Origin of the sequence: Mycobacterium sp. (genome assembly GCF_035506235.1) — a bacterium.
GTDB lineage: Bacteria > Actinomycetota > Actinomycetes > Mycobacteriales > Mycobacteriaceae > Mycobacterium.
On the sequence record NZ_DATJPU010000047.1, the window covers coordinates 1 to 19,494 of the forward strand.

The 19,494-nt window shown below is 68.3% G+C and carries 20 protein-coding genes, 2 tRNA genes and 1 pseudogene; 14 read left to right on the top strand and 9 right to left on the bottom strand.

Translation table 11 applies throughout. From position 1 onward, the window contains the following. Positions 1-258, top strand: a pseudogene (locus VMD50_RS04630) (LLM class flavin-dependent oxidoreductase); the annotation flags it as partial. A 65-nt stretch (positions 259-323) separates the two neighbouring features. Here VMD50_RS04630 and VMD50_RS04635 read toward each other — a convergent pair. Beyond that, a complete protein-coding gene (locus VMD50_RS04635; protein ID WP_325425317.1) occupies positions 324-464 on the bottom strand; it encodes a hypothetical protein in 141 nt (46 codons plus the stop codon). A gap of 124 nt (positions 465-588) precedes the next feature. After that, positions 589-1,017: a hypothetical protein gene (locus VMD50_RS04640; RefSeq protein WP_325425319.1), complete on the bottom strand. Its 429-nt coding sequence runs from the start codon at positions 1,015-1,017 to the stop codon at positions 589-591. Positions 1,018-1,472: 455 nt separating this feature from the next. Here VMD50_RS04640 and VMD50_RS04645 point away from each other — a divergent pair, with 455 nt between their 5' ends. The 3 genes from VMD50_RS04645 (at position 1,473) to VMD50_RS04655 (ending at position 4,409) form a co-directional block, all read left to right on the top strand. Next, positions 1,473-2,246 carry an esterase/lipase family protein gene (locus VMD50_RS04645; RefSeq protein ID WP_325425321.1) on the top strand — a complete coding sequence of 258 codons (774 nt, stop codon included), beginning with the start codon at positions 1,473-1,475 and terminating at the stop codon, positions 2,244-2,246. A gap of 408 nt (positions 2,247-2,654) precedes the next feature. Then, the gene (locus tag VMD50_RS04650; RefSeq protein WP_325425322.1) at positions 2,655-3,617 is read left to right on the top strand and encodes a YncE family protein; all 963 of its coding nucleotides are present in this window, start codon (positions 2,655-2,657) and stop codon (positions 3,615-3,617) included. Positions 3,618-3,728: 111 nt separating this feature from the next. Then, a complete protein-coding gene (locus VMD50_RS04655; RefSeq protein ID WP_414686001.1) occupies positions 3,729-4,409 on the top strand; it encodes a cutinase family protein in 681 nt (226 codons plus the stop codon). A 113-nt stretch (positions 4,410-4,522) separates the two neighbouring features. Here VMD50_RS04655 and VMD50_RS04660 read toward each other — a convergent pair whose 3' ends face one another. Further along, on the bottom strand, positions 4,523-5,305 hold the full coding sequence (locus tag VMD50_RS04660) for a hypothetical protein (protein ID WP_325425324.1): 783 nt from the start codon (positions 5,303-5,305) through the stop codon (positions 4,523-4,525). Between the two features lie 161 nt (positions 5,306-5,466). On the opposite strand from VMD50_RS04660, the gene VMD50_RS04665 reads away from it, so the two are divergent. After that, positions 5,467-6,093, top strand: coding sequence for a hypothetical protein (locus VMD50_RS04665; RefSeq protein ID WP_325425326.1), 627 nt, complete (start codon positions 5,467-5,469; stop codon positions 6,091-6,093). Between the two features lie 14 nt (positions 6,094-6,107). Here VMD50_RS04665 and VMD50_RS04670 read toward each other — a convergent pair whose 3' ends face one another. From VMD50_RS04670 to VMD50_RS04680, 3 genes are all read right to left on the bottom strand, one after another. Beyond that, positions 6,108-6,920, bottom strand: coding sequence for a methyltransferase domain-containing protein (locus tag VMD50_RS04670; protein ID WP_325425328.1), 813 nt, complete (start codon positions 6,918-6,920; stop codon positions 6,108-6,110). 130 nt (positions 6,921-7,050) lie between these two features. Next, positions 7,051-7,680, bottom strand: coding sequence for a hypothetical protein (locus VMD50_RS04675; RefSeq protein WP_325425330.1), 630 nt, complete (start codon positions 7,678-7,680; stop codon positions 7,051-7,053). A 533-nt stretch (positions 7,681-8,213) separates the two neighbouring features. Then, positions 8,214-8,287 (bottom strand) — tRNA-Leu (locus tag VMD50_RS04680). A gap of 632 nt (positions 8,288-8,919) precedes the next feature. On the opposite strand from VMD50_RS04680, the gene VMD50_RS04685 reads away from it, so the two are divergent. The 4 genes from VMD50_RS04685 (at position 8,920) to VMD50_RS04700 (ending at position 11,864) form a co-directional block, all read left to right on the top strand. Further along, a complete protein-coding gene (locus VMD50_RS04685) occupies positions 8,920-9,789 on the top strand; it encodes a PPE family protein, SVP subgroup (protein ID WP_325425332.1) in 870 nt (289 codons plus the stop codon). Between the two features lie 62 nt (positions 9,790-9,851). Continuing rightward, positions 9,852-11,078, top strand: a complete 1,227-nt coding sequence (locus tag VMD50_RS04690) for a PPE family protein (RefSeq protein WP_325425333.1) — start codon at positions 9,852-9,854, stop codon at positions 11,076-11,078. Between the two features lie 154 nt (positions 11,079-11,232). Continuing rightward, positions 11,233-11,529, top strand: coding sequence for a WXG100 family type VII secretion target (locus VMD50_RS04695; RefSeq protein WP_325425335.1), 297 nt, complete (start codon positions 11,233-11,235; stop codon positions 11,527-11,529). Between the two features lie 50 nt (positions 11,530-11,579). Then, positions 11,580-11,864, top strand: a complete 285-nt coding sequence (locus tag VMD50_RS04700) for a WXG100 family type VII secretion target (RefSeq protein ID WP_325425337.1) — start codon at positions 11,580-11,582, stop codon at positions 11,862-11,864. A 105-nt stretch (positions 11,865-11,969) separates the two neighbouring features. On the opposite strand, the gene VMD50_RS04705 is transcribed toward VMD50_RS04700, so the two are convergent. Beyond that, on the bottom strand, positions 11,970-13,958 hold the full coding sequence (locus tag VMD50_RS04705) for a TPM domain-containing protein (protein ID WP_325425339.1): 1,989 nt from the start codon (positions 13,956-13,958) through the stop codon (positions 11,970-11,972). A 52-nt stretch (positions 13,959-14,010) separates the two neighbouring features. Between VMD50_RS04705 and VMD50_RS04710 the strand changes: the two genes are divergently transcribed. Genes VMD50_RS04710 through dnaG form a run of 3 tightly spaced genes read left to right on the top strand, consistent with a single transcriptional unit; the run spans position 14,011 to position 17,859 of the window. Then, the gene (locus tag VMD50_RS04710) at positions 14,011-15,288 is read left to right on the top strand and encodes a deoxyguanosinetriphosphate triphosphohydrolase (protein WP_325425349.1); all 1,278 of its coding nucleotides are present in this window, start codon (positions 14,011-14,013) and stop codon (positions 15,286-15,288) included. Between the two features lie 15 nt (positions 15,289-15,303). Next, on the top strand, positions 15,304-15,909 hold the full coding sequence (sodC, locus tag VMD50_RS04715) for a superoxide dismutase[Cu-Zn] (protein WP_325425341.1): 606 nt from the start codon (positions 15,304-15,306) through the stop codon (positions 15,907-15,909). A 27-nt stretch (positions 15,910-15,936) separates the two neighbouring features. Continuing rightward, positions 15,937-17,859, top strand: coding sequence for a DNA primase (dnaG, locus tag VMD50_RS04720; RefSeq protein ID WP_325425343.1), 1,923 nt, complete (start codon positions 15,937-15,939; stop codon positions 17,857-17,859). On the opposite strand, the gene VMD50_RS04725 is transcribed toward dnaG, so the two are convergent. After that, positions 17,834-18,112 carry a hypothetical protein gene (locus VMD50_RS04725; RefSeq protein ID WP_325425351.1) on the bottom strand — a complete coding sequence of 93 codons (279 nt, stop codon included), beginning with the start codon at positions 18,110-18,112 and terminating at the stop codon, positions 17,834-17,836. The two genes, dnaG and VMD50_RS04725, sit on opposite strands and share 26 nt — an antisense overlap. A gap of 181 nt (positions 18,113-18,293) precedes the next feature. Between VMD50_RS04725 and VMD50_RS04730 the strand changes: the two genes are divergently transcribed. Together VMD50_RS04730 and VMD50_RS04735 are read left to right on the top strand one after the other, a co-directional pair. Continuing rightward, positions 18,294-18,366 (top strand) — tRNA-Asn (locus VMD50_RS04730). Between the two features lie 267 nt (positions 18,367-18,633). Beyond that, positions 18,634-19,242 (top strand): muconolactone Delta-isomerase family protein, encoded by a 609-nt coding sequence (locus VMD50_RS04735; protein WP_325425345.1) that lies wholly within the window; start codon positions 18,634-18,636, stop codon positions 19,240-19,242. Between the two features lie 109 nt (positions 19,243-19,351). Here the strand turns inward: VMD50_RS04735 and VMD50_RS04740 are convergent. Beyond that, the coding region (locus tag VMD50_RS04740; RefSeq protein ID WP_325425353.1) for a hypothetical protein at positions 19,352-19,494 on the bottom strand (143 nt) is incomplete at its 5' end.

Genomic DNA, 19,494 nt, shown 5'->3' on the forward strand with positions numbered 1-19,494 from the left:
TCACATGATCTCGTGCCGCACGCTTTCGACGAACAGACAGCGCTGTCGTATGCGGCCGAGGTGCCGCCACCCGTCATGCGAGAGGTTTTCTTGAGCGGGACGCCCGACGAAGTGATCGATCAGGCCGCCCAGTGGCGCGATCGGGGGGCGCGCTACGTCGTCGTGGCCGACGTCAGCTCGTTGCAGCGCAGCCTCCGCGGCGGCCTGGCGGCGATGCCGTCATTTGCCAAGGTCTTGCGCGGTCTCGGGAAGCTGTAGCTCGACGCCCGGCCGGCGTCGGGCCATCGGCCACAGAGTCAGTGCAGCGGTCGGTTTCCCCCGGCTCACTTGCCGGCCCGCGGCATCAGTTTGCGCAGCCCGCCCCGCACATCGGCTTCCGCCGTACCGGGATGGGACACCATCACATAGCCGGCGTAGCCCCACATCATTGGTATCGCGGCCAGTACGCCATAGAACACTCCCATGACGTCACCTCCCTGGAATACAAGGGCGTCAACACCTCGTTGATGTCTCAAGCCTTGCGCCGCGGCGCGCCGCTGTCGCCGCTGCTGGCACCCATCAGGTAACCCCACCAGTCGGGATCTTCGCCTACCCGCTAGCTGGCATGCCCGGCGGCCCGGAAGCAGGCTCATTGCCTGCTGCGCTGTCTTCGGCATCCGCAGACCGCGGAAGGTCAGCGGCCGGGACGTCGCCTCCCGCCGTCTCGGGCGCACCGACCGACGCGATCGAGCTGCCGAGGGCGCGATTCGATCGTCGAATCGTCTCGGCGGCGATAGCGGCGGCCGCGCCGCAGAGCAGGCCCAAATTTGCGAGCAGGGCCACGCTCAGCAAGATCGCCAGCGGCGCGGCGGCCGGGCTTCGCGGATCTGTCCCCTTCAGGAGAATGACCCAAATAGTCTCCGCGGCCAGCAGGATCTCGACGACGATGAAAACCGCGGCCGGCAGGATCGCGGGCCGGAGGGCGCCGACCGTCTCGGCGACTCCGACGGCCTTCGGCCTCGAGGTGGCGATCGACATGTCCATCTTCCCTTCACGCGCGTTGCGCTGTCGGTGTTGCGTTGCCGAGTCTGGCGCGACACTGATCGATCCGCATTGCCGCTAGCGGCCGGGTGTAGTTCCCGCTGGCTGGGCCCCGGTCGCAGGTCGCGAGTGCCGACAACCGGAACACCGGCCGGGCGGGATCAGAGTCGGCATAGCCAAAAGCACTGCCGTGCAGGGTAATCAGCTATGCATTCCGGCTAACCAGTAGGGCACCGCCCCTGCGGACCCGCATACCGGACTGCGGCTGGCATTGAAGACTCACGGGGCACCGACCGCGATTGTCAACGTGATACGCGACACGAAGAAGGTGCGACATGGTGCAAGCGCAGTCGACAGTGAGGCAGCCGGCGCGCGTCAGCGGCCCGCGGGGGCGGACGCACACAGCGGTGCGCGAGCGCAGGATCGGTGCGGCCCGCAGGACACTTCGGACCGTGGCACGTGCCGCGATGGTGCAGGCCCACGAGGCGGCGCTCTTGCTGTCAGTGCCCGCGACAGCACCGGTACGCCTCATCCGCGGTGACCATGGACCCGCTGACCGTGTGTCGCGCCTGACGGATTCATGCGCCGCGGCCGCAACTCCAGTGCTGCTCGTCCACGGGTTCGGGGGCGCCAAGTCAAGCTGGTCGTCGATCGCCCAGGCCCTCAGCGCCAAGGGCCTAAGCGTCGACGCCATGACCTACGCGCCGGTCGGAAACACCGTGGAGCAGCTCGCCGACAAGCTGGTCGCCCACGTGGAGCAGATGTTGTCGCGAACCGGCGCGGCCAAGGTGCATCTCGTCGGCCACAGCCTGGGCGGCGTCGTTGTCGCGCAGGCCATTTCCGACCCGCGATTGAAGGGGCGGGTCGAAACGGTGATCACGCTGGGCTCCCCGTTCGGCGGGTCTCCGTGGGCCGGCATGCTGCCGGTTGTCGATATGGTTCGCGCCCTCCGGGCGGGCTCACCCCTGTTGACCCGCCTCGCCTGCACCCCATTGCCGGACGGCGTGCACTGGCTGTCAGTCACGGCCGGCCTCGACATCGTCGTGCCGGGCCTGCGGTCGGTGCCGCCCCACCCCCGAGCCGAACACGTCACGGTCAGCGGCGTCGGCCATCTCGGGATGCTCCTGAGCCGGCGGGTCATCGGATACATCACGGCCGCCCTGTGCCCCGACGGCTCGGCTACCGGCGCCGAGCCCGCAACGCCGGTGTTGCGGCACGCCTCCTGACAGTCGCCCTATCCGCCAATTCAGTTGGGAGGAATAATGAGTCAGTCACATATTGACCCCGACGCCGACCCGAGCCGGCGTGCATGGTTGGCATGCCCGAACTGCGACCACGGCGCCGGCTGTGCCGAGTGCCAAAGCAGGCGCAACTGCGGCACCCACTGGCAGTACCTGCTGAAAAACACGGCGTCACGGGTGTTCCTGCAATGCCCAACCTGCTTTTGCAGGTGGACGGTCGACACAGCGGAGCCTGACCGGCAGACGCCTACCGCGTTGCGCGGCAACACAAGCCATACCGCCGCCACCCCGCACCCCGGCCGACCCGAACGAGAGGGTGCCGTCGTCGCCGAGGTGTGGCTCGGTAACTTCCCGCGCGACATTGTGGCAAGCCCGAGCGGTGAGCTCGTCTATGTGCTGACCGCCGATTCGGTGAAGGCCATCAACCACCTCCACCATGTCATCGCGACGGTTCCGATCGCTGCGGACGAGCCGAAGAAGATGATGATGAGTTCGGATGGCAGCCGAATCTATGTCGCCTCATACGACGGCCCGCTGTCGATCATCGATCCCGTCGGCATGAGCGCGAAAACCTTTGCCAAGCCACGCGGCACGGCGTCGGTCGTCAGCCCTGACGGCAATTACATTCACTTGGCCCATGGCGACGCGTTTGGTGACGGCGGCAGCGCCTGGGTCTCGGCCATCCGCGCCGACGGTATCGCTGTGGCTTTCGCCGCGATCGACGGGTTCGTCACCGGGATGGCTCTGAGCCCCAACGGCGGTCGCTTGTATGTCGCGTCCAATGCGTACGGCGAGGAGGCCCGAGGCGGCACCATAGCGGTCATCGACACCGCCAGCTATAAAGCCATCGACTTCATCGCGATCGACGAGGGCCCGGAGTCCATCACGGTGGACGCCGAAGGCCTCCTCTACGTCACGCACTTCCACGTCAACTCAGTGTCGGTGGTCGACCCTGGCACGCATTGCGCCATCTCGGTCGGCCTCGACGATGCACCCATGGAGGTCGTGGTCCGGCCGGAGACCGAATTCGTCTACTCGGCCAACGCGCACTCGGTCACGGTGATCGATACAACGACGACTGCCACCAGCCGCGTCATGGTCGGTGAGCTGCCGAGGCGGCTCAGCATCAGCCCCGACGGTCGACGCCTGTACGCAGCTGATTTCGCAAATGGAGACGTATGGGCTATCGACACCTCGGACAACTCCGTTGTGACGACGGTCCCGGTCTGTGCCCACCCGGCGGCGGTGACGCTGAGTCCCGATGGGGAGCTCCTGTACGTAACGGACTCACGAGGCGGGACGCTGACCGTGATCTCGACGGCCCTGCTCGAGCCCGAGCGTGAAAGTCGTTCGTAGCAGGGGACTTCCCGCCTGCACCCAGTGCGTTTGGGGGCTAACGGTGACGACATTCGGGCACGGGTGGCCGATGCTTTGGCAGAGCTATCCATCTAACCGGGAAGGCGAGTGATGAGACGGAGTGCAGCCAAGGTTTCCTTTGGCGTTGCCGCGGTGTTGATCCCCATGATGCTGACCGCGCCCGCGGTATCGTCTGCCGACCCGGGCGGCGCTCACACCGGGCGGGCGGAATCCTGCCCCGACATCCAGGTCGTGTTCGCCCGCGGCACGAACGAGCCGCCGGGCCCGGGACGTGTGGGCCAGGCATTCGTCGAATCGCTGCGCGCTCAGGTCAACGGCAGGTCCGTGGCGCTATACGCTGTCGACTATCCCGCCTCGTACGACTTCTTCCGCGCAGTCGACGGCGCAAACGACGCCCGGCATTTCGTTCAAAGCACGGTCGCATCGTGTCCCCAAGCCAAACTGGTGCTGGGCGGTTACTCACAGGGCGCGGCCGTCGTCGACCTGATCACCGTGCCCGGGCAAGCCACGTTCGGGTACGGGGATCCGCTGCCGGCCGACATCGCCGATCATGTCGCCGCCGTCGCCGTGTTCGGAAACCCGTCCAACCGCGTCGGGGGCCCGCTCACCGCGCTGAGTCCGCTGTTCGGCTTCAAGGCGATCGACCTCTGCAACGGCGCGGACCCGGTGTGCTCGCCTGGCAATGACGCGGCGGCACACCGCGTCTACGTGGAGTCCGGGATGGCTACGCAGGCTGCACAATTCGTCGCTGGCCGACTGACGGCCGGATAGCCGCGCCTCAGCCGGCCTGGGACCGGCCGCCACGGTGACCAACGCCGTTCCCGCCGCCAGCCACACAGGCAACGTGCCGGGCGAGTCGATGCCATGAGCCGATCTTTTCGCTTCTAACGCCGCTTATCACGCACTTTGTAGGTGGAGGGCCACGACTTCCGGGACTCGTCTCCCGTCAGCGGAGTCCCCATGCCCCCGACCTTGACGTTGTAAGCCTCCTTGCCGGGGCCGACCTCGCGATTGGCGTGCTCCTGGGCCAGGTAGTACAGCTCATCGATGGTGGCCTCGTCATACGCGACGAAGGAGGTCTCGCGGGCGACGTCTTCGATCCCGACCAGCATCCGCTCGGGCAGGACCCGCGAGGCCAGCGCCGCCACTCCCCACAACGAGAACGGAATGATCCAGTAGCAGGCGTAAGACAGCGGCGTCTTTGTGTCGAGGATGGTCGCGTTGGCAGCAACGATCGGCGGGATCGCCGACGACACCGTCATGCCCGCGAACGCCACGACCCAGGCCCAGGTCAGCACCCCGACCATCCGGGCGAACAGCTCGGTCCTGACGACGTCGTCGGGCTGTTCGGAAGCGGCAAACCCGCGCACGAACGGCTTGCCGATCAGTGCGCCGAGCAGAGCAATCGCGAAGATCCCGGCGTTGCCCAGCGGCAATATCCACCGCTGGCTGAACGAGTCACCCAGCGTCAATGTCAGGACCACCAACACCAAAAACACCGCCGCGGAACCGATTTCGAGGGGTTCCCACGGATCGCCCGCCGAGTGGCCCACCACGATCACCGCGACTGCGATCGCCAGCGCGATGACCGCGGCGGCAGCGAACGGGACGTTACCGACAAGCACCCAATAGACGATCCACGGCGCAAAGCAAAACAGCATGCCCATGAGGGGTCAGTTTATGAGTCGCCGTTCGCGGCGCCGTCGGCGGCAAGGCCCAACGAGAGTGGCAGCCGGCCCGGCATCGATAGATACTCGTCTGGCAGGGCAGACGCGCAGGTTCCCCGGGCGGCGCGACGGCGGCGCCTCGGCGTGAGGGAGTACCAACGGTGACCATCGACAACCCTTTCTGGGACGCCGTCAAGGATTGCGTCGAGACCGATAGCTTCCGGGGCAACCCGGTGGTCGGCGAGTTCCGGTTGGACCGGTCGGTGGCGGAGAGCATGGCCCGCGCGCCGAACCGGCAGCTGATGGTCAGGAAGTACTGCTGGACCATTCCGGACCCCGATACCGTGGCGTTCGTGGCCGGGCACGCCCACGGCGGCCTGGTCGATCCGATCGCGGGCACGGGCTACTGGGCCCACCTACTGGGGCAGGCGGGCGTCGATGTCGTCTGTTATGACCTCAACCCGGGTACCGCGCTGCTCACCAATGGCTGGCACGAGGACGACTTGTACGCCGAGGTCGGCGCGAAAGACTGCGCCGAGGCGGTGGCACTGCACCCCGACCGGACGCTCTTCCTTTCGTGGCCGCCCCACGGCCGGGACGTCGGTGCGCGAATACTGCTGGCCTACAAGGGAAATCGTGTCATCTACGTCGGTGAGGGCCGCGGCGGTGGCACGGGCGATTCCGAGATGCACCTGATACTCGAAAGGGATTGGGCCGAAGTCGATTCCCGCCGGCCGGTTCAGTGGTGGGGTGTCGATGATCGGGTGACGGTGTATCAGCGTGGCTGAGGCAGCGGGCGGCTCTACGCCCGGCAAAGGATTTCGCCGTGCGGGATCGACAGCCAGCCGTCCGGGGCCGCGGCCCACGCCCGCCATGCCGCCGCGATCGCCTCGAGCTGCGCGGCGGTGGCCAGGCCCAGATGCAACAGCTCGCGGGCCACGCCGGAGTGCAGGATCCGGTCGGCCCACATCCCGCCCCACCAGTCGCGGGTCGCGGGCGTCGCGTAGCACCAGACGCTGCCCGTCGGGATGATGTCGTCGAACCCGGCCGCCAGCGCCCACGACAGCAGCCGCCGGCCCGCGTCCGGTTCGCCGTGGTTGGCGCGGGCGGCCTGTCGATACAGGTCGCGCCAGAGATCCAACGCGGGAAGCTGCGGGAACCAGATGAAGCCGGCGTAGTCGGCGTCGCGCGCGGCCACGATGCCGCCCGGCCGGCACACGCGCCGCATCTCCCCCAGCGCCCGCACCGGATCGGCCACGTGCTGCAGCACCTGGTGCGCGTGCACGACATCGAAGGCGTCGTCGGGAAAATCGAGCCGGTGCACGTCGGCGGTCGCGAACGTGACGTTCGACAGGTTGCGCCGCTCGACCTCGGCGCGGGCCACGTCCACGACGCCGGCGAACAGGTCGATGGCCAGCACCGTTCCGGGCGCGACCCGCTCGGCGAGGTCGGCGGTGATCGTCCCCGGACCGCACCCGATGTCCAGCACCGACAACCCTGGCCTCAGGTGCGGGAGCAGATAGGCCGCGGAGTCCTCCGCGGTGCGCCGCTGATGGCCGCGCAGCACCGACTCGTGATGCCCATGCGTATAGGTGGCCGGACGTTCGTCGGTCATCGTGGGGTCCCTCGTTTGGCGCGTCCTGCGATTACGCAAGAAGTCTTCAACAATGATCGGCCCGTACGTCGGCAGCGGCCGATTTTTCCGTCGACGCCAACGTCCACCGGTTCGTGCCGGCACTCGGCATTCAGCCTCGAATCAGCCTTCGCGCCGCGAGTGCCAATGGCGACGGCGTGATCTTCCACACCGCGTCATCGGCGGCATCCCAGGCGTATCGAGGGACGACACCGTCGAGCAGCTCGCGAAGCGCGGGAAGTTGCAGCTCGTCGGCGGACCACCGGTAGAGCGAGTCGAGCCTCGGTTGGATGACGCCGATGTCCAATAGATGACCGAATCCAAGCTCGTCCGCGACGTAGTTCTCCACGTCGTCGCCGAGCGGATAGCGGTCGGGCAGCACCCGAGTCAGCGACAGGAAGATGCCGGTCATTCCGATGCGCGGATCACCGAGCGGGCGGCCCAGCGGCGCACACCATCCCAGCGCCAACCGGGGCGCAGACACCAGCGCGTGGGCGAACAGTACGCGAAGCAGAACCACATTGAGAAAGAACCGTTCGACGCGACGTTCGGCGCCTGCCAGCGGCATGTTGGCCAAGTAGCCCGCGACGATGCTGGTGTTGTGGGCCCGGTACCAACTGCGCGCGGTCGGTCGCTTGATGAACTCGAGATGCGCAGCCACGCCGGGGCCAGAGGGCCGGCCCGCATAGCCGAAGGCCAGCGCCCGGGCTTCGGCGGTGTCGCGCAGGAGTCCTTCGTTCACCGCGCGCCACCACGGGCTTCCGGGCGACGGGTCGGTTACGGGGTTCAGCAGGCCCCGCCGAAGTTGCCATCGCATGAACGCCGACGCCGCTCGCCGGTACGGAAGGTATCCGCGGTCGACGGTCTCCGGGACTCTGTACATCTGACGCAACAGCGCCAGGCGTCCGGTCGGATCATCACGGACGGCCTCGACCGCCGAACGAGCGTGAGAGGCAGCGCTCTCAGGTTGCAATGGCCGGCCTCGAATTCGTCTCCGACGTCTCTCGACTGATGCTGTTGCGTACAGGACCGGACAGCGCAGAGCCGGTCGTGGCCTCGCCGGGCCTAGTCATCCACGCATTCTTGCAGGAGACTCGGACACCGACCCCGCACTGGCTTGGGTTCGATCAGCGCCAAGCTGAACACCGGCCCGGATGACGTGTAGGCGCAGCCCTTACACCGCTGGTGCGGAGACACGATGCCGGTTGGCCTTGGCGTGCTGGTGCCGGCCCGCTCGCCGGAGCCGCCAGAAGCCCATTCAACGTCCGCGTACGGTGCCCCCAGTCGGACTCGAACCGACACTGGGCGGATTTTAAGTCCGCTGCCTCTGCCAATTGGGCTATGGGGGCCCGGCGGCGAATGTAGCGCACCGAGTCCGGATCCGGCCCGCGGTGTTGTGCCCGTCAGAGTTGCTGCGCATCGGCGGCTCGTCGAGGACTTTAGCCCCTTATCCCCGAAGGCCAACCGTCGTCATCATCAGCTCATCACCACCTTCGGTGACTACCCACGACGGCCCTCTAGGAGCACCCGATGATCGATACGACCTAGACGCAAACCCTTCAGCGGCTTGCACTTCGGGGCTACCAACCCACTGATCGCCTTCGTCAGCCAGGCCCTCGGTCCATCGATGCGGTCGCAGTCATTGCGAGCGGTATCCAGGACGTCACATTGCTGTCGAACAGGGGCCAAAGTGCGCAGTACGCGCCGCGGACACTTGCGCTAGGATGCCCGCGCCGCGCGCCCTTTGGTGCGTTGCGGGCCCATCTCAGATGACAACACTATGTCGCCCGGCAGGACCTTGTTAAAACTGCCCGCGCCGGCGTTAAGAAGCCGTAAACGCCCGTCACCCTAGCCTTTTCCGTCGGGAATGTGGAGTCGTGGCTCGTTAACCTTACGCCGACGCACAGGAGCCGGTACGCCAACACACAGCGCCGATCCACCCGGGTGTGGGTCGGCAAGTTCCCAACACTAGGAGCATTAGATGTCGTTTCTGACAACAATCCCTGAAGAGTTGCTGGCCGCGGCGGCACAGCTGGAAGGGATCGGCACTTCCCTGACGGCCCAGAACGCGGGCGCCGCGGCGCCCACGACCGCCATCGCTCCGGCGGCCGCCGACCCGGTCTCGGCACTGCAGGCGACGATCTTCGGCAGCTACGGCACGCTGTACCAGCAGCTCGCCGCGGAGGCTCAGTCGATGCAACAGCAGTTCGTGCAGACCCTCGGCCTCAGCTCCGGTACCTACACCGCCACGGAGGCGGCCAACGCGACTGCGGCGTCCACCCCCTACGACTCGATCGCCCAGGGCTTGACCAACATCTCCACGTTCCTCGGCGGCCCGGCCTACAGCGCGGGTGGAAACCCGCTCAGCCTGTCGGGTAACTCGGCCAACTTCATCAGCTTCGAGAGCGGAAACTGGGCCTCGGCCATGTCCGACTGCCTCGGCATGGCCGGCGGCGGCCTGCTTCCGACCGCGTCGGCCGACGCGGGTGACGCCGCCGGCGCCGCGGCCGGCGCCGCGGATGCCGCCACGGCCTCCAACATCACCCCTGTTGCGGGCATGGGAGGCGGCATGGGCGCCATGGCCGCGATGCCCGCCGGGGGCCTTGGCCAGGCGACCATGGTCGGCAAGCTGTCGGTGCCGCCGAGCTGGGCCGGCACCTTCACCCCGGGCGCAAGCCCCGTGACCGCCGTCCAGACCGTCGGCTGGACCGCCGCCGCGCCGCAGGCCGGCCCCGGGACGATCGTGCCCGGGATGCCGGGGTTGGGGGCGGCCGCGCGCAACAGCGCCGGTTTCGGTGCACCGCGCTACGGCGTCAAGCCCATCGTCATGCCCAAGCCGACCGCCGTCTAGGCAGCGTCGCGCCCACTTCAAAGCAACCAGACTTTCCTACAAACGGAACGGGATACAGAAAAATGGTTTTCGATTTTGCAGCCCTGCCCCCTGAAATCAACTCCGGACTCATGTACACGGGCGCCGGTTCGGGACCGCTGATGGCCGCCGCCACGGCCTGGAGCAACTTGGCCGCCGAGTTGAGCACCACGGCGACCTCCTGGCAGTCGATCATCGGCACACTGACCGGCGAGCAGTGGACGGGCGCGGGGTCGGCGGCCGCGGCGGCCGCGGCGCAGCCCTACGTTGGCTGGCTGACCACCACCGCCGCGGCGGCCGAGCAGGCGGCCTCGCAGGCGTCGGCGGGGGCCGCCGCCTACGAGGCGGCGTTCGCGGGGACGGTGCCGCCGGCGGTCATCGCCGCCAACCGGGCGCTGCTGGCGGCGCTGGTCGCGACGAACTTCCTGGGCATCAACACACCGGCGATCATGGCCACCGAGGCCCAATACGCCGAGATGTGGGTCCAGGACGCGCTCACCATGTACACCTATTCGGCCGCCGCGGCTGCTTCTTCGGTCCTTCAGCCGCTGACGCCGGCGTCCCCGACGGCCAGTCCGGCAGCGGCCGCCACCCAGGGCGCGGCGGTTTCCGCGGCCGTCGCGTCCGCCCAAAGCAACAGCGCCGCGACCGGTTTGGGCGGAATCATCTCCACCCTGCAGGGCGGGTTGGCGAATCTCGGGACCGAATCCTTCGGTACCGAAATATGGAACGCCTTCTCAACCGCGTTTCCGGGGCCGGCGGCGGTGCTGTCCGCGGGCGACGGCCTTTTCGGCACGCTATTCAACTTCAACGGCATCCAGCAGGTCGGTGTGACCGCGGCATGGTTCGTCGGTAACACCATCCCGACTGCGGTGTCGTACGTCCACACGGTCGCCGCCGCCGCGCCGGCAGCCGCGGCGTCCGACGTCACCCCGGTCGCCGGCGCCGCACTCGGGGCGGAAGGGGCCTTGGCGAGTTCGGTGGCGCCGACGGGCATGGGCGGGGCCATGACCGCTGGTCTCGGCGGCGCGACCTCGGTCGGCGGCCTGTCGGTTCCGGCGAGCTGGTCTTCGGCGGCGCCGGCCACGCTGGCCTCGTCGACGGCTCCGGTCGAGGGCTCCGGTTGGACCGCGGCCGCGGAGGCCGAGCCGGTCGCGGCGATGCCGGGCATGCCCGGTATGGCGGCCGCGGCCAAGGGCGCCGGTGCCTACGGCGCCGGCCCGCGGTACGGCTTCAAGCCCATCGTCATGCCCAAGCAAGTTGTCGTCTGAGGCGCGGGAACAAGAAAGGGGGATATCTCACCCAATTGAGGCGACCAGTTAGCCGGTACGCCTTGATCTATCCGGGACGCGGTACCACCGCATCGATCACAATCTGACACGACTTCGACAAGCTGAAGGCTTTCAAGACAAGGAGAAAGAAGACATGGCAACACGTTTTATGACTGACCCGCACGAGATGCGGGCGATGGCGGGCCGTTTTGAGGTCCACGCGCAGACCGTTGAGGACGAGGCCCGCAGGATGTGGGCGTCGTCGATGAACATCGCCGGTGCGGGCTGGAGTGGCCAGGCGCAGGCGACCTCCTACGACACCATGGGTCAGATGAATCAGGCGTTCAACAACATCGTGAACATGCTGCACGGTGTGCGTGACGGGCTGATCCGCGACGCGAACAACTACGAGCAGCAAGAGCAGGCTTCCCAGCAGATCCTCGGCAGCTAGCTCACCAGCGCTGTCGTCCCCCACTTTTCAAGACTTGAGAGGACGTAAACATGACCATCAATTACCAGTTCGGTGACGTCGACGCCCACGGCGCGACGATTCGCGCTCAGGCGGCGTCGTTGGAGGCCGAGCACCAGTCCATCGTTCGCGATGTGCTGGCTGCTGGTGACTTTTGGGGTGGCGCCGGTTCGGTGGCTTGCCAGGAGTTCATCACCCAGTTGGGTCGGAACTTCCAGGTGATCTACGAGCAGGCCAACGCCCACGGCCAGAAGGTGCAAAGCGCCGGCAGCAACATGGCCAGCACCGACAGCGCCGTCGGCTCCAGCTGGGGCTAGCGAAGACCGGTTGACGGCGGCGCGCCGCCGTCACCGTTGAGTAGTGCAAGACCGACCCCCGGGCACTGGGTGCCCGGGGGTCGGTTCGTCTCGAAGGTGACAGGTTCAGAATCGGCCGCCGCCGCCCATGAGGCCGCCACCCGACGGGCTTCCGGATGAGCGCGAGGGGCCGAACGATGTGGGGCTCCAGCCGCCGAACCCGCCGCGCATCGCCCCGCTGAGCAGATCGCCGATGATGAGCCCGCCGATCATGGCGCCGCTGTCGCCGCCCGCGCGGCGGGCGTAGACGCGCTGAGCCTGCTGCACGTCGGCATTCGCCAGGGCCTGCGCGTTGGCGGCCAGCGTCGACGCCGCGTTGGCATGCGCGATCGCCTCGGTCAGGTTGGTCGACCGCTCGTCCTGCGCGGCCTGCACGTGCCGCTCGGCTTCGGCGAGCCGGGTCCGGGCCTCGGCTCCAATGCTGCCCCGACGGGTGTCGATGTAGTCGGAGACGCCGCGCACCCGCGACTGGGCGGTGAACAGCGCCTGCTCGAAGGAACGATTGAGCCGCTCGGCGTTCGCCTGCTCTTCGGCCACGGTGGCCAGGACGCGGTCGAGGTCGGCGCCGGCCTTGGTGAGCCGGGCGAATGCGCCGAGGGGATCGGCGGACCCGCCGCCGGTGCTGCGCGAATAGTCCAGGGCCCCGGTCGCCGCGTCGCGGGCCGCGATCAGCTCTGCGGTGTGACCCGACGCGGTGGTCCGCGCCTGCTGCTCGTCGGCACGCTTGATAGCCGCCTGGATGTCGTCGATGGCCGACGGCAACGCCGCGATGGCGTGCCTGATGTCGTTGGCCGCGTTGTCGATCGCGTCCAGCAGCGCTCGGGCTTGCCCGAGCGCCGCCTCGGCGGCACGGATCGCATCCGCCAAGGCGGCCTGCTGCCCGCCCTGAACTGCCGCCAGATCGCGGGCGGAGCTGATGTTGCGGTCGGCGAACGCCAGCCTTCCCTTGGCGCTCGTGACGTTGCCGGACACCGAAGTCAGGGCCGCAGGGTCGAATTCGGTGCGCAACTCGGCCAGCCGCCGTTCCGCGGGAGCGATGCGGCTGGTGAGTTCGACATACCGTTGGGTCAGCGCGTCCAGCCGCGACGGGGCGTTGAGCACCAAATCCCGCAGCTTTTCGAATGCCTCCGTCTGTGATTCCAGTTCGCGGTCGGCGCGCGCCGCCGAGACGATCACCCGGGTCAGCAGCTCGCGGCGTTGCGCCGGCGTCTCGGGCGTGCTGTCGTCAAGCTGATGGCGGACCGTAAAGGCTTGCGACAGCGCCGCTTTGGCGTTGTCCACCGCCTGGGTAAAGGGCTGGGTCCGCTCCTCGCCGAACTCGTCGATCGCCAGCGCCAGCTCGTTGGCGCTGGTGCGCACCGCGTTGTCGACGCCCACGACCATCGAGCGCGACAGGTCGTCGAGGGCCTCCAGCGGCACGGCAGCCAGCGCGGTGGCGTCGGCGGGGTCAACGCGCCGCGCGGCGGCCAGCGCGGCGGCGCGCCGCCGCCGGCGCCGATAACGCATCACAACCAGCAAGGCCGCAACGGCAATGGCGATGACACCCAACGCGACCAGCAGGAAGACACGACCCGACGAAGGCGGCGAGGTGTCGAGCCCATTGGCCGCCGCGATCGCGGCACCGCTCCAGTCGCCGTTGTGCAGCGCGGGTTCGATCTTGGTGCGGCGCAGCTGATCGACCTGGCCGGCCTTGACGCTCTTGATCGCGGACGGAACGAAGAAGGCGTACGCCCGGCCGGTGATCGACACCGCCAGCAGCGCGTCGTAGTCACCGAGCTCGCTGACGCTTCGGGTGCGCAGTGCCCAGTTCTCCGCGCTCTGCCCGGAGAAGTTGTCGACATAGACCACCCACAGCCGGATGTGGCGATCCGCGTACAGCTTGTCGATGGCCGACGTCACCGCGGCGCGGCCGGAGTCCGATAGGACGTTCGCGCTGTCGGTGATCTGATCCGGCAGCGCGAACGGCGGCTGCGCGCCCGCCGGCGGCGCCAGCAGCCCCCCGCACAGACCCGTGAGAATCGCCAGCATCACGCAGAGCAGGCGAGCGGTGCGCATAGGTCAATGTAGCCCGCCTTCCCTGGCAGACTGTGCTTCGGTGATTAACGAGGTGACCACGGAACAGCAAGACCCCTACGACGACTTCGACCGTCAGCGACGGGTGCGCGAAGCGCCCAAGACCGCGGGTCTGCCCGGCACGGAAGGGCAGCACCGCACAGACTTCGCGCGCGACCGGGCCCGGGTCTTGCACAGCGCCGCGCTGCGCCGCCTGGCCGACAAGACGCAAGTCGTCGGGCCGCGCGAGGGCGACACCCCGCGCACCCGGTTGACGCACTCGCTGGAGGTGGCCCAGATCGGGCGGGGAATGGCGGTCGGGCTGGGCTGCGACCTCGACCTCGTGGAGCTCGCCGGACTGGCCCACGACATCGGGCATCCGCCCTACGGGCACAACGGTGAGCGCGCGCTCGACGAGTTCGCCGCCGCGTACGGCGGCTTCGAGGGCAACGCGCAGAATTTCCGGATCCTGACCAGCCTAGAGCCCAAAGTGCTTGATGAGCAAGGAAATAGCGCGGGGTTGAACCTCACTCGGGCTGCCCTTGACGCCGTCACAAAGTACCCGTGGACCCGCCGTGACGGTCGTGAAAACGGCAGCAGCAAGTTCGGCTTCTACGACGAGGACCGTGAGCCGGCGGCCTGGGTTCGTGTGGGCGCGCCGATGCACCGGACGTGTCTGGAGGCCCAGGTGATGGACTGGGCCGACGATGTCGCATATTCGGTGCACGACGTCGAGGACGGCGTCGTCTCCCAACGCATCGACCTGCGCGTGCTTGCCGACGACGACGAGGCGGCCGCGCTGGCCAAGTTGGGTGAGAGCGAATTTTCCCGGGTCAGCGCCGACGACTTCATGGCGGCCGCGCGACGGCTGTCGGGGCTGCCCGTGGTCGCCGCGGTTGGCAAGTACGACGCCACGCTGGCGGCGTCGGTCGCCCTCAAGCGATTGACCAGTGAATTGGTGGGCAGGTTCGCCTCGGCCGCCGTCGCGACCACGCGCGCGGCCGCCGGCACCGGGCCGCTGGTGCGCTATCGGGCCGACCTGCAGGTGCCCGACCTGGTGCGCGCCGAGGTCGCCCTGCTGAAAATCCTGGCGCTGCAGTTCATCATGTCCGACCCGCCGCACCTGGAAACCCAGGCCCGGCAGCGCGAACGCATCCACCGGGTGGCGCGGTGGCTGTACGCCGGGGCGCCCGGAACGCTCGATCCCATCTACGCCGCGACGTTCAACACCGCGGCCGACGACCGCGCCCGGCTGCGGGTCGTCGTCGACCAGATCGCCTCCTACACCGAGGGCCGGCTGGAGCGCATCGATACAAGTCCGGCGACCGGCTAGCGTTAGGCTCCCGGGATGATGAAATTCAGCGGCATTGCCACCGCCTTGCTGTCGCTTCCCGTCGTGGCCGTGAGCGCCTGCAGTTCGCCCCAGCACGCGACCAGCCAAACGGGCACCACGCCCCCGGTCCAAACGGGTTCCCCGACGCCGTCGGCGGCCTCGAGCCCGGCGCCCGCCGCGGGATCGCTGAGCGCGAACCTGAAGACGGCCGACGGGAAGGACGTTGCGACGGCCACCTTCGATTTCAGCAACGGCTATGCCACCGTCACGGTCAAGACGGTCGCCGGCGGGATCCTGGCCCCCGGCTTCCACGACATGCACATCCACGCGATCGGCAAGTGTGAGCCCAACTCGGTGGCTCCCACGGGCGGTCCGCCCGGCAACTTCCTGTCCGCCGGCGGGCACTTCCAGGCGCCGGGACACACCGGGATGCCCGAGAGCGGCGACCTGACAATGCTCGAAGTGCGCCAGGACGGTTCGGCCTACCTGGTGACCACCAGCGACGCGTTCACCAGGGACCAGCTGCTGGCGGGTGACAAGACCGCCTTGATGATCCACGGCGCCGCAAACACCGACAACGCGATGGATCGGATCGCGTGTGGGGTGATCGGGACCGGCTAGCCGACGCGGCCGTTTTACACTGTGCCGATGGCCGGCCGGATCTCTGATCGCGATATCGCCGCCATCCGCGAACGGGCCCGCATCGAGGACGTCGTCGGCGACTACGTGCAATTGCGCCGCGCCGGCGCCGATTCGCTCAAGGGACTGTGCCCGTTCCACAACGAGAAGTCTCCCTCGTTCCACGTTCGCCCCAACCACGGCCACTTCCACTGCTTCGGCTGCGGTGAGGGCGGCGACGTGTACGCGTTCATCCAGAAGATCGAACACGTCAGCTTCGTCGAGGCGGTCGAACTGCTGGCCGACCGGGTCGGCCACACCATCAGCTACACCGGGCCGGCCACCAGCGTGCAGCGCGACCGCGGCAGCCGCAGCAGACTCATCGCGGCCAACGCGGCCGCGGCCGAGTTCTACGCCGCGGCGCTGGAGTCCGACGAGGCGGCGCCGGCCCGCCGGTATCTGACGGAGCGGAACTTCGACGCCGAGGCCGCTCGCCATTTCGGCTGCGGATTCGCCCCGTCGGGCTGGGACTCGCTGACAAAACACCTGCAGCGCAAGGGCTTCGAGTTCAAGGAGCTGGAAGCGGCCGGAGTGTCCCGGGAGGGGCGCCGCGGCCCGATGGACCGCTTCCACCGGCGGCTGTTGTGGCCCATCCGCACATCGGCCGGCGAGGTGATCGGGTTCGGGGCCCGCCGGCTGTTCGACGACGACCCGATGGAAGCCAAGTACATCAACACGCCCGAGACGCTGCTGTACAAGAAGTCGGCGGTGATGTTCGGCATCGACCTGGCCAAGCGTGACATCGCCAAGGGCCACCAGGCCGTCGTCGTCGAGGGCTACACCGACGTGATGGCGATGCACCTGGCCGGGGTCACCACGGCCGTCGCCTCGTGCGGCACCGCGTTCGGCGACGAGCACCTGGCCATGCTGCGCAGGCTGATGATGGACGACAGCTTCTTTCGCGGCGAGCTGATCTACGTGTTCGACGGCGACGCGGCCGGTCGGGCCGCCGCGCTCAAGGCGTTCGGCGGCGAGCAGAACCTGGCAGGGCAGTCTTTCGTCGCCGTCGCGCCGGACGGCATGGACCCGTGCGACCTGCGGCTGAAGGCCGGCGACGTAGCGCTGCGCGACCTGGTCGCCCGGCGAACCCCGTTGTTCGAGTTCGCCATTCGCACCACGCTCGCCGAGATGGACCTGGACAGCGCCGAGGGCCGGGTGGCCGCGCTGCGCCGTTGCGTGCCCATGGTGAGCCAGATCAAGGACCCCACGCTGCGCGACGAGTACGCCCGCCAGCTCGCCGGCTGGGTCGGCTGGGACGACGTCGCACAAGTCATCGAGCGCGTCCGGACGGAGGCCAAGAAGTCCAGGTCCCCGGCCCGGGGCGGCCCCGGTTCCGAGACGCCCCGCCGGGCCGAGCAGCGGCAGGCCGCCACGCCTCGCGCCGAGCCCGGCACGGCCCGTCCCGACCCCCGCGACCCGATCCTGTGGCCCCAGCGCGAGGCGCTCAAGTCGGCGCTGCAATACCCGGCGCTGGCCGGCCCGGTGTTCGACACCCTGCCCGTCGAGAGCTTCACCCATCCCGGGTACGCGGCCGTCCGCGCCGCCATCGAGGCCGCCGGTGGCACCTCCACAGGTGCCACCGGGGCGGAGTGGATCGAGGCGGTGCGCCAGCGCACCACGTCGGCCCTGACCGCGAGCCTGATCAGCGAGCTGGGGGTGGAGGTCATCGCGGTCGACGACGAGAAGCTGCCGCGCTACATCGCCGGGGTGCTGGCCCGCCTGCAGGAGGTCTGGATGGGCCGGCAGATCGCCGAGGTCAAGTCCAAGCTGCAGCGCATGTCACCCATCGAGCAGGGCGACGAGTATCACGCGCTGTTCGGCGACCTGGTCGCCATGGAGGCCTATCGACGCAGCCTGTTGGAGCAGGCTAGCGGGGACGATCTGACGGTGTGAGGGCCGGCTCGGCCGGCCGCTCCCCACCCCGGTCCATGACCGCCGTCTGATCGTCGATCTCGGCGAGGGTCACAAACCCGGTATCGGGTGAGATCGAGTTGGCGATCTTGCGGCGCCCCCCTTCGATCATCGACTTGGCCACAGGACTGCTGGTCAGCGCGCGATAGGTGCCGACGATCTGCTCGTATCGGCGACGCCCGGCCTTCGAGCCCAGCACATAACCCAGTCCGAGCACCACGACATACCGGATCAAAGCGTTCCTCCCGACGATCGATGGTTCCATCCTGCCTCACCCGGCCGGGTGCGTGCGCGGTTGATCCCTCAGCCCGACCGTGCCGCTTGCGATCGCCACTGGCCGCGGGACGAAATATGTCGGTCCTGCCAGTTGGGCGCGGTTATGCCAGTACGCTAGAGTCGTCCCGCGATCGTGTTGATCCCCTGTAGCTCAATTGGCAGAGCGTTCGGCTGTTAACCGATAGGTTCCTGGTTCGAGTCCAGGCGGGGGAGCAAAGTCGAATCCAGTGGCCCGCGCTCTGGCCACCGTCGACGTGCAGGTAGCGAACCGGACCTCTACCCCGGGCGTCAGTGTGAATTTCCGGGCTTTGCGTGTGCGCTCAGGGCGGAAAAATCGCCCGGATCCAGCCACCGGCTCACACTCGAATTCCAAGATTCACACTCGGCGGGCGAGTTGAGGCTCCTCGTCATCGGATCCGATGACGGCTGGCGCCCGAGACATCGTGAATTTACTGTGAGCACAACTCATGAGGAGGGCTCATGGAATTCCTCGTCACCATGACCACGCACGTTCCGGAGGGAACGCCCCCAGAGGCCGTCGACGAGGTCCGGGCCCGGGAAGCCGCGCATTCCCATTGGCTGGCCGAGCAGGGCAGCCTGTTGCGCCTGTGGCGGCCGCCGCTGCAACCGGGCGAATGGCGCACTTTTGGCCTGTTCGCGGCCGACGACAACGACCAACTCGAGGAGGTGCTCGCCTCGATGCCGCTGCGCGTCTGGCGCACCGACGAGGTGACGGCGCTGACCGCCCACCCGAACGATCCGGCCGGGCGAGCGGAGCAAGGCCCGGGCCGGGCCACGGAATTCCTGACGACGATCACCGTCGACGTCCCGAAGGGCGTCCGGCGGGAGGTTGTCGACGATGCCGTGTCCCGGGAGGCCGAGCGCGCCCGTGAACTGGCCGAGAAAGGACACCTCGAGCGGCTGTGGATGCTTGTGTCTGAGCGCGGGGAGCTCCGCGAGCTGGGGCTGTGGCGCGCCCCGGACGCCCAGGGAATGACGGCGATCCTGGAATCGCGACCCCTGCACCCGTGGATCAGCGTGGAAACCACGCCGCTGACCGCGCACCCCAGCGACCCCGCCGGCGCATAGTGGCGATCGCGAGCGCGCCGATGCCGGCGAAGCGGGTCGCCACCATGGGGACCGTGGCGATCGCGAGCGCGCCGATGCCGGCGAAGCGGGTCGCCACCATGGGGACTAATTAGTCGTAGACCGGCCGCCACATGGTTTCGCGGACGGCCCGCCGGACGTCGTCGTGCGTCCTGGTGGCCACCCCGTCCTCGACGGCGGCGCGATAGACCGCCTCGGCGACCGCCGCCGAAATGTCGCGCAGGTTCCGCACAT

What these genes read in the sequence shown, in the direction of transcription:
- VMD50_RS04635 (WP_325425317.1), bottom strand. Translation starts at nt 464, where the DNA reads ATGGGAGTGTTCTATGGCGTACTGGCCGCGATACCAATGATGTGGGGC.
- VMD50_RS04640 (WP_325425319.1), bottom strand. Translation starts at nt 1,017, where the DNA reads ATGTCGATCGCCACCTCGAGGCCGAAGGCCGTCGGAGTCGCCGAGACG.
- VMD50_RS04655 (WP_414686001.1), top strand. Translation starts at nt 3,729, where the DNA reads ATGAGACGGAGTGCAGCCAAGGTTTCCTTTGGCGTTGCCGCGGTGTTG.
- VMD50_RS04660 (WP_325425324.1), bottom strand. Translation starts at nt 5,305, where the DNA reads ATGGGCATGCTGTTTTGCTTTGCGCCGTGGATCGTCTATTGGGTGCTT.
- VMD50_RS04670 (WP_325425328.1), bottom strand. Translation starts at nt 6,920, where the DNA reads ATGACCGACGAACGTCCGGCCACCTATACGCATGGGCATCACGAGTCG.
- VMD50_RS04685 (WP_325425332.1), top strand. Translation starts at nt 8,920, where the DNA reads ATGTCGTTTCTGACAACAATCCCTGAAGAGTTGCTGGCCGCGGCGGCA.
- VMD50_RS04690 (WP_325425333.1), top strand. Translation starts at nt 9,852, where the DNA reads ATGGTTTTCGATTTTGCAGCCCTGCCCCCTGAAATCAACTCCGGACTC.
- VMD50_RS04695 (WP_325425335.1), top strand. Translation starts at nt 11,233, where the DNA reads ATGGCAACACGTTTTATGACTGACCCGCACGAGATGCGGGCGATGGCG.
- VMD50_RS04700 (WP_325425337.1), top strand. Translation starts at nt 11,580, where the DNA reads ATGACCATCAATTACCAGTTCGGTGACGTCGACGCCCACGGCGCGACG.
- VMD50_RS04705 (WP_325425339.1), bottom strand. Translation starts at nt 13,958, where the DNA reads ATGCGCACCGCTCGCCTGCTCTGCGTGATGCTGGCGATTCTCACGGGT.
- sodC (WP_325425341.1), top strand. Translation starts at nt 15,304, where the DNA reads ATGATGAAATTCAGCGGCATTGCCACCGCCTTGCTGTCGCTTCCCGTC.
- dnaG (WP_325425343.1), top strand. Translation starts at nt 15,937, where the DNA reads ATGGCCGGCCGGATCTCTGATCGCGATATCGCCGCCATCCGCGAACGG.
- VMD50_RS04735 (WP_325425345.1), top strand. Translation starts at nt 18,634, where the DNA reads ATGGAATTCCTCGTCACCATGACCACGCACGTTCCGGAGGGAACGCCC.